At 28.2% G+C, this 10,966-nt stretch carries 11 protein-coding genes and 1 tRNA gene; 5 read left to right on the forward strand and 7 right to left on the reverse strand.

The window, feature by feature from the left end; genetic code table 11:
* Positions 1-15 precede the first annotated feature (15 nt).
* On the reverse strand, positions 16-210 hold the full coding sequence (locus tag J0H68_01515) for a twin transmembrane helix small protein (protein ID MBN8827367.1): 195 nt from the start codon (positions 208-210) through the stop codon (positions 16-18).
* A gap of 165 nt (positions 211-375) precedes the next feature.
* On the opposite strand from J0H68_01515, the gene J0H68_01520 reads away from it, so the two are divergent.
* The 4 genes from J0H68_01520 (at position 376) to J0H68_01535 (ending at position 3,484) form a co-directional block, all read left to right on the forward strand.
* Positions 376-1,128 carry a tetratricopeptide repeat protein gene (locus tag J0H68_01520; GenBank protein ID MBN8827368.1) on the forward strand — a complete coding sequence of 251 codons (753 nt, stop codon included), beginning with the start codon at positions 376-378 and terminating at the stop codon, positions 1,126-1,128.
* Positions 1,129-1,253: 125 nt separating this feature from the next.
* Complete coding sequence (locus J0H68_01525) at positions 1,254-1,910, forward strand: hypothetical protein (protein MBN8827369.1); 657 nt, start codon at positions 1,254-1,256, stop codon at positions 1,908-1,910.
* An 86-nt stretch (positions 1,911-1,996) separates the two neighbouring features.
* Positions 1,997-2,707, forward strand: a complete 711-nt coding sequence (locus J0H68_01530) for a hypothetical protein (GenBank protein MBN8827370.1) — start codon at positions 1,997-1,999, stop codon at positions 2,705-2,707.
* 27 nt (positions 2,708-2,734) lie between these two features.
* Positions 2,735-3,484, forward strand: a complete 750-nt coding sequence (locus tag J0H68_01535) for a hypothetical protein (protein MBN8827371.1) — start codon at positions 2,735-2,737, stop codon at positions 3,482-3,484.
* A 44-nt stretch (positions 3,485-3,528) separates the two neighbouring features.
* Here the strand turns inward: J0H68_01535 and J0H68_01540 are convergent, their stop codons facing one another.
* The 4 genes from J0H68_01540 to J0H68_01555 all read right to left on the reverse strand — a co-directional run bounded on the left by J0H68_01540 (position 3,529) and on the right by J0H68_01555 (position 8,569).
* Positions 3,529-5,238: a hypothetical protein gene (locus J0H68_01540; GenBank protein MBN8827372.1), complete on the reverse strand. Its 1,710-nt coding sequence runs from the start codon at positions 5,236-5,238 to the stop codon at positions 3,529-3,531.
* Between the two features lie 11 nt (positions 5,239-5,249).
* The gene (locus J0H68_01545) at positions 5,250-6,821 is read right to left on the reverse strand and encodes a tetratricopeptide repeat protein (protein ID MBN8827373.1); all 1,572 of its coding nucleotides are present in this window, start codon (positions 6,819-6,821) and stop codon (positions 5,250-5,252) included.
* Between the two features lie 141 nt (positions 6,822-6,962).
* A tRNA-Gly gene (locus tag J0H68_01550) sits at positions 6,963-7,037 on the reverse strand.
* Between the two features lie 107 nt (positions 7,038-7,144).
* Positions 7,145-8,569, reverse strand: coding sequence for an ankyrin repeat domain-containing protein (locus tag J0H68_01555; protein MBN8827374.1), 1,425 nt, complete (start codon positions 8,567-8,569; stop codon positions 7,145-7,147).
* Between the two features lie 181 nt (positions 8,570-8,750).
* Here J0H68_01555 and J0H68_01560 point away from each other — a divergent pair, with 181 nt between their 5' ends.
* The gene (locus J0H68_01560) at positions 8,751-9,485 is read left to right on the forward strand and encodes a class I SAM-dependent methyltransferase (protein MBN8827375.1); all 735 of its coding nucleotides are present in this window, start codon (positions 8,751-8,753) and stop codon (positions 9,483-9,485) included.
* A 31-nt stretch (positions 9,486-9,516) separates the two neighbouring features.
* On the opposite strand, the gene J0H68_01565 is transcribed toward J0H68_01560, so the two are convergent.
* Positions 9,517-10,200 (reverse strand): hypothetical protein, encoded by a 684-nt coding sequence (locus J0H68_01565; protein ID MBN8827376.1) that lies wholly within the window; start codon positions 10,198-10,200, stop codon positions 9,517-9,519.
* Positions 10,201-10,202: 2 nt separating this feature from the next.
* A complete protein-coding gene (locus J0H68_01570) occupies positions 10,203-10,919 on the reverse strand; it encodes a hypothetical protein (protein ID MBN8827377.1) in 717 nt (238 codons plus the stop codon).
* Positions 10,920-10,966: the final 47 nt, after the last annotated feature.

Raw genomic sequence — 10,966 nt, forward strand, 5'->3', positions numbered from 1 at the left:
TGTTAAAATATATTTTTATTTCTTCATCAGAAAATATATCAAAGCTACTGCTACAATTGTTAATGCTTGAAATACTACACGTAAAGACATTAACTTATTGCTATACATTCTATTTAATTTACCGCCTCTGGCCATAACTATAACCCCAGTCACTAAAACAATTAAAGTTATAACCATTAATACAAGTATGACAATACCAGGTTGACCCATAAGCTTTCTCCATTATTTTATTGGAGTTTATTAAATTAAATAGTGAATGTAAATCCAAATATTATAAACGTTTGCTTTTATGAAAATTTTTAAAAATTAAAGCTTAAATTGATTTTTAAAAAACTTCTAATTACAATCAATAATAAATTTAATGAACGAGTAAACATGGCAAATATTATTAATTTTATAATGAATAAATTATCACCTAAAAAAGACGAAGATTCTAATGAGGCTAAAAATAACGTTAGATATTTACCGAGAAGCTTAGAAGTTGAGTCAATTTTAGAAGAATTGAGCATGAATGAAGATTACGAAGGAATGGTTAAATATTGTGAAGAAAGGCTTAAAACTAACGAAACTTGTGTATTAACTTGGCTAGATAAGGGTTTTGCATTGTTAGAATTAGACCGCCTCAAAGAAGCAATTGATGCTTTTAATGAAGCTATTAAATTAAACCCTAGTAATCCAAGTGGATATTTATGTAAGGGAACAGTTCTTTTAAATCTAGATAAAATAGAAGAAGCGATTGAGCATTTTGATAAAGCATTAAAAATTGATGATACATATATAAATGCATGGGTTAATAAAGGTAATGCATTAATAAGAGCAAAATATTTTTTAGAAGCTATTCATTGTTTCGATAAAGCATTAGAATTAGAAAGTGGTTTAATTGAAGCAAGGCTTAGCAAAGGTTTTGCACTAATAAACATTAATCTACAAGCCGAAGCTGTTCAATGCTTTGATCAAGTACTTAAAATAGATGATTCAATAGAAGAAGCCTGGACTAATAAAGGTCTTGCACTTTTAAATTTAAGTAACTTTAGTGAAGCGCTCTATTGCTTTAATCAAGCTTTAAAAATTGACCCTGATTCTCAAATGGCGCAAATTGGTAAAGAGAAAGCTGAAGAAAGCCTTTAATTAATAAGAAAAATATCGATTACAGTAATAATATTATGGCATTCAATTTTCAACTAAAAGTTGAAATATGTTGACTTGGTTTATTGCAAGACATATAGCTTGAATATAATATTTAGGAGCTGAAAATGGCTAAGACACGCATTTCTTACTATGGAATTTATGAAGATATAATTAGAGAATTGATTAGTGATTTAGTAAAACATCCGCTTCTTAAATTGAAAGGGAAGTTTGAAATAGAAGAAGTAATTTATAGTGATGGAGCACATGCATATTTAAACGGAAGAAATAAAATTGCTAAAGAGTCAGTGAATTTAATGGAACAAGTAAGAATTATCGATAATTTAGAAAGTTTTTTTCATGCAATCAATATATTTCCATTTCAGCAATTACAATCAAGCGTTGAAAAAGCTTTAAATATACAAAAAAATTCTTTAGATGATGTATTTGAAAAATTTATGGAAAAAATTAAAAATCGTTCTAATGAATTTATAGAACTACGCTTAAATACTTTAACAAGGTTAACGCTAGAATCTTATCGCTTAACAGTAAAGGAGTTAGAATCGTGTAACGAACAAGATATTATAAATGATAAATATATAATTCAAATAGCTTCAAATCCTCTGCTTAAACTTGCGGTATGGAGAGCAAAAGATAATATATTTCAAAAACAATTATTTAATCTTAAAATTGATTCGGTTAATTTAAATAATTCTAATATTAGTTCCTCAACTCGTTACCAAGAAGAACAAAAACAAAACCAAAAGATGATGCAATATCTATAAGTATCAACTTAGAATTAAATCCTTATTTGACTTCCAAAACATTCATTAATATCCTGAAATAACATTTTTTTAGGAGGCTATGGTTTATGTCTAAAACACGCGTTTCACACTTTGGTGCATTTGATGATATTTTTAAAGAGCTAATTCAGGATCTAACCCAACATTCAAATTTAAAAAGTAATGTAAAAGCAGAAATTGAGCAGATAATATATGGTGATGCAGTACATGAATATAGAGCTGCATATAAAGATATAGCTAGTAAAATACTGGCTACATTTCCGAGTAATGAGGCGCAACAATATAATACAGAACAATTTTATCAGATTGTTCTGTATTCATTTTCTAAAATCCAACCAATTGTTGAAAAAGCTTTTGGTGTAAATCATGGTTTTTTAAATACAATCTTTTTTAGTTTTATAAATAAAATAAATAACCGTGCAAAATTATTAGAACCTTATTTTATTCAAATTGATAATGCAGGACTTGAAGCAAAGTTTAATAAAATAAAAGAGTTAAAGGGCTTGCCACAAAATTTATCACCTGAACAAAATGCAATAATCGGAAAGGCAACTGTCGAGGCTGCATTTGGTAAAGCTGATGAAATTATAAAAAAAATACATAAAGAAAATAAAACACAGTTAGAAGAATTTACAATTAAGCATAAAGAATTTTATAATGAAATTATGCAACTTGCACCACGTATGCCTGCTGTAGTAAATTCGGTTTCTCAAGAAAATGATTCATTACGCAGAAAAGAAGAGACAAAGAAAGCTTGTTGTAATTCCAAACATTTATAAGTGCTTATTTTTGGAGTTTAAAAAATTATGTCTAAAACACGCGTGTCCCATTTTGGTGCTTTTGAAGATATTGTAAGAGAGTTTGTTGGTAAATTAATTTTGCACCCTAGTTTACGAAATAAATCAGTAAAAGAAATTGAATACGTTATTTATAGTGATGCTGTATATGTATATAATGAGGCTGTTAAACAGTTGTTTCAAGGATTCCTTTGGAGTTATCCAGTTCCTGAAAAACCACATTACCCAAAAGAACGATTCTTACATATACATGGAAGTGCTTTAGTTAATATCCAGCCATATGTTGAAAAAATATTTGTAGTAAGTCCATGTTCACTAAACTCTCTTTTTATCGATTTTGTTAAAAAAATGAATAATCGCTTAAGGGAATTAGAGCCTTATTTAATTCAAATTGATAGAGCATGTATTGAGGCTGTATTTAATAAATTTGGATTATCAGTAGCCCCTTTATTATCCATTCCTTCATATAGTGAAACAACTTCTAATCAATTTGCTTCATTATTTAAATTAACTGACGAAATTGCTTCTAAACAATATGAGAAAATGATAAAAGAGCTACAATTAAAAAATGAAGCGTTATTAGAAACATATTTAATAAGAGATAAGCAATTTAAGGAAGAAATCAGTCAGCTTGCATCTCGAGAAATGAAGTTAGAAGTTTTAAAACTAGTTCCTGAACCATTTTATAATCCAAATGATTCAAGCCGCGGTAAAGAAGAAATAAGGCAAAGTGTTGGTATGCGCTGTGTAATACTATAAAATTTATTAAAAAGGAGGAAAATTTAATTTCCTCCTTTTTTAATTTAATTCATGATTACCTTAGTATTATTTTGTACTTTCGGTTTATCTAAATTGTTTCTAAAATTTTGCTCTGCTTGACTAATAATTTTCTCAGTTACTTCACTTAATTCACTAACTACATGATTTGGATTATTAACAAGGTGTTGAGCCGTGAAAGCATAAAGAGAAGGGGTAAAGCCTTTTATTCTTGCTTCTTCAACAATTAAATTAATTAAAAGCTTTTGAACTTCTGGTGTTTTAAGTTCCGCGTGTTCTTTATAATTTTCTAAGCAAATGCTTTTAGCTTTAGCTAAATCAGTTACTTTTAAAGCATTAATGTAATCTAAGAAATTATTAACATTTGTAGGGTCGGTATTAAATAAAACTCTTTTAGCTTTAAGTGGGTCAATTTCTTTTAAAATATTTAAATAATTTTCCAAGAATTCTTTATTTGTTGGCTCAAGAGTGAAAAGTGTTTCATACACCATTAAAGCAAAAATTTTAGTGTCATTTTTAATCAAAGGAATGAATTGTTTTGTAATATTATTAATTAACATTTGAGTAGAATTTGAACTTAGACTTTTCTGACTTATATATAAATTATTATATGAGCTTATAAACTCATTAATTAAATCACATAAAGATATTTCATTGCTATTTAGACTATATTTAATTTCTTTATTTTCTTGAGCATTAAAATAAGTAAAAGCATCATATATAGTAAGGTAATATGGTAATTTATATTGTAAAACCGACCATTTTTGAGGCTGGTCAACAAGTAGCAAGTAATTCTCATAACATTCATCGCCTTCTCTAAGGTATCCGTAAGAAGATAGTAAATTTGCTTTAAAATTCCATAGGACAGGATTTTTAGGGTGGAACATAAGAGCGTTATTAAGGCATTTGAGTTCTTCATTAAAAAGTGAATGGATTTTTTGAGTAATGGACGCATGTTCTGATTGAGGAGATCTAGCTTTAAGTTCTTCAGCTCTACCCCTCTCTTTATTTATGTAAGTTGCTTTATCCAACCAAATTTGAGTATTAAGCGGGGTTAGTTTTAAAGCTTCGTTATAGCATTCAATTATTTTTCCAAAATCGTGTTTCCCTAAATTTTTAAGGATATTAATTTTAAGTAGATAAGCTTCAGCGTTTCTAGCAATAGCAAGGGCTTGATCGACGCATACTAAGGCTTTGCCATATCTTTCATCATCCACACATCCTTCATCGACTGCAAATATTTTAGCTTTAAATAAGTATGGTAAAGGTGATTTTGGACTAATTTTACTGGCTCTATCGCAATATTCTAACCCCTCGAATTCTAAATCTTCGGTTATTCCTAAAGCAATAATAACATCTACATAAGTCAAATAGGCAAAGAATGCATCTAATGGATGAGTAGCGCATTTTATAGCATTTTCAATTACTTCCTGTGCTTCATATTTTTGACCATCACTAATAAAATAACTACCATTTTGTGGTTTTAAAAGTATTTTAGTTTTAAGGATTAAAGCTATGGAATATTTAGGATCAACGCTTAAAGTTTCATTTACTAATTTTAAGGCTTCTTCATATCTCTGACCTAAAAACGAAATCTGCGCCTTAATTAAATAATGATCTTTAGGATCGTTTGCCGATTTTACTAATGCACTATTTGCAAGATTTAAAAATTGATTTTTGTTTTTTAAATTAAGATTTTCTAAAAAGTAGATTGTTTCCCACATTTTTCCTAGCATTTTATTTTCTCCTAACACATTTTTAAGTTAATATTATTCGTTTGTTTAGTTTCGGCTACATGTCTAAATTTTTGCTCTGCTTGATTAATAATTTTCTCTGTAACTTCACTTAATTCACTAACTACTTGATTTGGATCATTAACAAGACGTTGAGCTGCGAAAGCATAAAGTGAGGGGGTGCGTCCTTTTATTCTTGCTTCTTCAACAATTAAATTAATTAAAAGCTTTTGAACTTCTGGTGTTTTAAGTTCCGCGTGTTCTTTATATTTGCTTAAGCAAATTCTTTTAGCTTTAGCTAAATCAGTTACTTTTAAAGCGGTTATATAATCAACAAGATAAAGAGCGTTTGTCGGTTCGTTATTATATAAAACTCTTTTAGCTTTAAGTGGGTCAATTTCTTTTAAAACATTTACATAATTTTCTAAAAATTCTGGGTTTGTTGGCTCAAGAGTGAAAAGCGTTTCGTATATAATAACCGTAGCAATTTTATAATCAGTTTTTAAACGATGAGCAAATTGTTGCTGAATGCTTTCTGTAAGACCTTGATTATTAAATAAACCAATTTGAGGGTAGAGACCTAATAATTGAAAGCTTTTTATTTTTAAATGAGTTGATAATGCTTGTGGAATTTCAAGACATAATAAACTTTCATCAAGGCTTAGTTTTTTACCTTCTTGATTTGCGTACATTTTAAGATAGTTTTGAATTTTTTGGCTTAAAAATTTAATTTTTTCATCTGCATTTGATAATAATATTAAATTTTCAAAACATTCATCAGCTTTTTGGTAATTTTCTTTATTAGATAATATTTTAGCTCTAGACTCCCAAACGTGACTTTTTGTAGGATTATGTTTGATTGCTTTATCAAAACACTCAAGTGCATTATCAAGAAATTTAGTTTCTAATTCACCTTTTTGTTCATAATAATTGCCTTTTGCAGACCAAACTTCAAAGCTTTTTGGTGCAAGTGCTGCGGCTTCTGAATAACATTCTAATATTTGTATTTCTGAATAACCAAGATTTTCAAAAATTTTTGCTTTAAGTAAATAAGCTTCTAGAGAAATTTCTTTTTCAAGTGATTTATTTATTATTTGTAGTGCTTGAAGTTGTGTTTCTCTTTCATTAGGATTTAAAGCATAAATTTGAGCTTTATAAAAATAACCTAAGTAAGATTCAGGGTTAATTGCAATAGCCCTATCACAATATTCTAAAGCCTCTTCTCCACTAATAAGTATACCGGCATATGTGAGATATGCATAAAATTTATCAATTGGTTCTTCTACCACTAGTAATAATTGCTGTATAACTTCTTTAGCTTCATTAAATTTATAAAGCTCACTAAGAATTTCTGCTTTAAATTGTAACGAAATGGGACAAGAAGGATCATGTTTTAAGGCTTCTTCGATAAATTTTAAGGCTATTTCAGTATTTGATTGGGAATTAATAAAAGCTTTTATTAAACAAATATTTTTAGGGTCGGTTTCCGATTTTATTGCATCGAACGCATAATCGAAGAATTCTTCTCTATTTTTTAAGCTAAGCTCTTCTAGTTTTTTAAAAATTTCTCTAATATTTCCTGACATTTTGTTACCATATGTTAATTTTTACGAAATATTAATTAATTTTAGGTTAAAAGGCAAGGTGAAAGAAAGGGTAATAAATAATTAGTTTAATTATCAATAGGTTATTGCTAATTAAATATTTTAAAGAATAATTGGAAAAATTGGAGCGGGTAATGAGATTCGAACTCACGACTTCAACCTTGGCAAGGTTGCGCTCTACCCCTGAGCTATACCCGCATAAATATGCTTTGTGTTTGATATGTATACAAAACTATAAAAAACATTGCAAGAGGTTTTTTTATAGTTTTTTAAATCCTGTAAAACTCTTGAAAATAATAGATTAATTATAATTTAGGAATTTTTGATATAACGCTTTTAATAGCCTCAGCATTTGAGCGATGAGCGCTAGAGCTTATAAAATTATTTATAGGTTCAGAGGGCCTTATAAAATCTGCTGCTTTTAAAAGTAAAGAAGCGCAAATATTTCTCACAAGCCTTGTTCTAAGTACTAAAGCAATAGGAATGGATGCTAATAGAATACGAAGTATAGGAACTATAGACCATGGAAGAAGTTTTTTTATTTCTTTATTTTCTGTAAGCTCGCGAGCATTTGCGCCAAGCCAAGGAAGAAACCTTTTGTTTCTGAGATAAGGATCAGCTCCACAATTTAGTAATATATTTACCATTTCTTTATTACCTTCAGATGCGGCATAATGTAATGGGGTAAAACCTTTCTTACATAAAATATTAGGAATAGCTCCAAATTTTAATAGTTCTTTAACTTCTAAAACTTTCCCTTCTTTGACAGCGTTATGTAGAGATGTCATTCCCAACCCATTTCTATGATCTGGATCAGCGCCATTATTAACTAAAGTTTCAATCATATTTATATTTTTAAATGTTGCGATCTGTAAAGGTGTCGCTCTTTGATAGTTAAGTGCATTTGGATTAGCGCCAAATTTAATAAATATTTGAATTAAATTGGTTTTTGTATTTTCTATAAGAAGATGATGTAAAATTGTTTCAAGAGTAAAACATAAAAAATTAGGATTGGCACCTTCATTAATTAACCTGATTATTTCTTCTGTTTTTCTCGCCTTACGTAATTCTATACTTTTATCTTGATAATGATCTAATATTGCAAATAATTTATTAGAGGCTAACTTTAAATTAAAAGATGTAAATACCGTTTGCCTCTCTTTAATTAAGATATGTAATTTTTTCTCATCTTCTCTGGATAAAGCTTCAATTAACTGAAGTTGATTTGCAATTATTGTGAATGGTTTTTTGTAATCACATTTACCTTCAAATTGCATTAATTTCAATATTTGGACTTTAGTAAAGGGGTTTTTGTTTTTTAGAATCTTTTGAATTTCTTCAATATCGTTATAAAAAGCTGCATTAATTAATTTAATAATATTATTTTTATAAATAGCTTGAAGTGAATTTATAACTTTATAATTTATAGGCCAATTAATAGCTAATAACAAATCTAGGTTTTTATTTTTAATAGCATCAGTATATTTTTCCCCAATAAATTTGTCTTCTATTTTACTACCGTAATAATGACCTTGTTGTAGGGAATTTCCTACCGCTTGAATAGCTAGGTTTCTAAATGTTTTATTGCTTAATAAGAGACTAGGAATTGTCTTATCGTAATCTTTAGGGTCAAGAAAGGAAAATATACGCTCTATGATTTCAGGAGGTAAATCACTAAGAGTAATATCCTGATTTTTACCACTTTCTTCTGTCATATTTGAGTTTTTCATTAGTAATTCCTTTTTATTTGCAAATACTATACCAATTTATTAATAAAATGTAAATAACTTAATTTAATATAACTTTAAGTTAACTATTAAGTTATTGAATTATAGAATTTTTTGTTTAGGATATAATTAACAATATATATAATAAAAATTTTCAGTTAACTATCTTTTAACAAGAGGTGGTATGTATTACGGATCATTATGTACTGAAGTTTATGACCTGACTAAAGGTTTTGCAAGTGATGAGGAAGTTTCATTTTATACTTCTATTTTTTCACCACGCGATAAATTACTTGAACCTATGTGCGGTTCCGGAAGGTTATTAATCCCATTACTCAAAGAAGGGTTAGATGTGGAAGGGTTAGATAATTCCGAAGATATGCTTGCTTCTTGCAAAAGAAGAGCTAATGAATTTGGCATTACTCCTGTGTTATATTATGGTTCGATTAGAAAATTAAATTTACCTATTTCTTATAATGGAATTATAATTTCATTTGGCTCTTTTCAGTTAATTCATCCACGCGAAGAGGCTTGTAAAGTACTTGAAATTTTAAATCATCATTTACTTCCTAAAGGGAAATTAGTAATGGATTTATTTGTTCCTTGGGAATCATTATATGAAAATGCTGAAGAAAGCAAGTCAGATAGCGAATATAAAACTTTTGATGGGGAGTCTATAAAACTCTCATGGCATAATAAAGTAAATAAATATGAACAATATTTTATTTCTGAATGTACTTATACTAAACTTCTTCATGGTACTTTAATTAAGGAAGAAAAAGAAGAATATACAATTAATTGGTATTATCTTTATGAAATGGAACTTTTATTAGAAAAGCACGGTTTCACAAATATTGCCGTTAAAGGCAGATTTATGAATGGACAGCATCAAATGACATTCATAGCTGAAAAAGCTTAACAAATGTATATTTAGCTTATAGTAATGATTTTTATTTTCTCCCGTGCGTTAGAGCATTATTTACTAAAGAGAAACTTGTACGTTCTACAAAAGAGCCATTAGTAACATTACCAGGAAAGAAATTATTATTACTTGCAATTACTTTTGCTTTAGAATCGTCATTTATCTTACCACCTTTAAAGTAGTAAAAAGCGCCAATTGCAATTACAGTTCCAACACCTACTAAAACATTTTTATGTTTTGCATATTGATCTTTCAAATGCTCGAAAATTGATTTTTCAGCAATTGGAAATTCCACTTCGGAATAAATTTTTAAATTCTCAGGATTTTTTTTACGATAATTTAAGTAAAATTCCATACGATCAATTTCAGTAAATTCCTTCCCCTTTCGAGTTTTATATGGTGCCTTAAGTTTAATGTCTATTTCTTTAGTTTCGACACCATATGAGCTTAAATCACGATTAATTATTTCGCCTAAAAGCTCAACTTGTTCTTCGATATTTTTATAATGAGCCTTACAATTTTTTAAAGCTTCTTCTGCTTTTTCAAAATTAGATTTTTCATAAAGGCTCTTTAAAAAGTTTTGAAATTCTTTTATAAATGTTTCTTGTTTTTCTTTTATATCATTTTGTTTATTTGAAATGCTTTTGCACGCATCTTCACTTAAATAAATTTCAGGTAAATTATATTTAAACTCGGGATCTTTGTCTAACATGACTATACTCCTCTAAATAATTTTTCTAAATTGTGTTTTTCACTTTCTAAAAAACTTCTATATACTTCATAGCCTTTTTGAGAGTTAAAATCAAAATGACTTAGTATTTCTTCGAGAAGTTGGAATGATCGGTCAGGTTTTTCAAAATATCTTTTTATTAATGAACTACCTATAATTGTCATGGTAAATATAAAAAATCGAAATATATATTTATCATAATCAATTTTAGTATTTTGTTTAAAAAATTCTTCTAATTCTTTACATGATTCATCGTTACGTCTTTGTGTCTTTAAAACATTAAAAGTGTTCCTAAGCCGTTTTATTCCATTATCGAAGTCATAGTTTCCTTTTTTTACAAAAGTTATATTTAACTTTATAAAATGTATTGCTTGTTTTAAGTAGAAAAATCTCTCTTCTTCCGATGAGAAATCTGTATAAGTATAGATTAAATGATAATATGATTCTAACAATACACCTTTATGGAAACCGATGCCGTCGCCTGGTACTAATTTAACCAACTTTTTAAGACATTCATATACTATCCTGCGATCATTGCCACGATTACGTATTGATAGAATTTGTTGTAAGTACCAAAGAGGTTCATAATTTAATGGCTCTAATTGAGCTGCTTTTGCGTAATCAATAATTGCTTCGTCTAAACGATAATTAATACAATGTTGTTTAGCTCTAATCATATAAAATTTAGCGGTGTCTGCCATAATAATTACCTATAATTATTATTTTTTTATATTAATAATAAGTGTGT

It is taken from the genome of Sphingobacteriia bacterium, assembly GCA_017304685.1.
GTDB lineage: Bacteria > Pseudomonadota > Alphaproteobacteria > Rickettsiales > 33-17 > JAFKLR01.

Coding starts and splice junctions, on each gene's coding strand:
- J0H68_01540 (MBN8827372.1), bottom strand. CDS start 5,238: ATGCTAGGAAAAATGTGGGAAACAATCTACTTTTTAGAAAATCTTAAT.
- J0H68_01565 (MBN8827376.1), bottom strand. CDS start 10,200: ATGTTAGACAAAGATCCCGAGTTTAAATATAATTTACCTGAAATTTAT.
- J0H68_01530 (MBN8827370.1), top strand. CDS start 1,997: ATGTCTAAAACACGCGTTTCACACTTTGGTGCATTTGATGATATTTTT.
- J0H68_01515 (MBN8827367.1), bottom strand. CDS start 210: ATGGGTCAACCTGGTATTGTCATACTTGTATTAATGGTTATAACTTTA.
- J0H68_01525 (MBN8827369.1), top strand. CDS start 1,254: ATGGCTAAGACACGCATTTCTTACTATGGAATTTATGAAGATATAATT.
- J0H68_01520 (MBN8827368.1), top strand. CDS start 376: ATGGCAAATATTATTAATTTTATAATGAATAAATTATCACCTAAAAAA.
- J0H68_01560 (MBN8827375.1), top strand. CDS start 8,751: ATGTATTACGGATCATTATGTACTGAAGTTTATGACCTGACTAAAGGT.
- J0H68_01570 (MBN8827377.1), bottom strand. CDS start 10,919: ATGGCAGACACCGCTAAATTTTATATGATTAGAGCTAAACAACATTGT.
- J0H68_01555 (MBN8827374.1), bottom strand. CDS start 8,569: ATGAAAAACTCAAATATGACAGAAGAAAGTGGTAAAAATCAGGATATT.
- J0H68_01535 (MBN8827371.1), top strand. CDS start 2,735: ATGTCTAAAACACGCGTGTCCCATTTTGGTGCTTTTGAAGATATTGTA.
- J0H68_01545 (MBN8827373.1), bottom strand. CDS start 6,821: ATGTCAGGAAATATTAGAGAAATTTTTAAAAAACTAGAAGAGCTTAGC.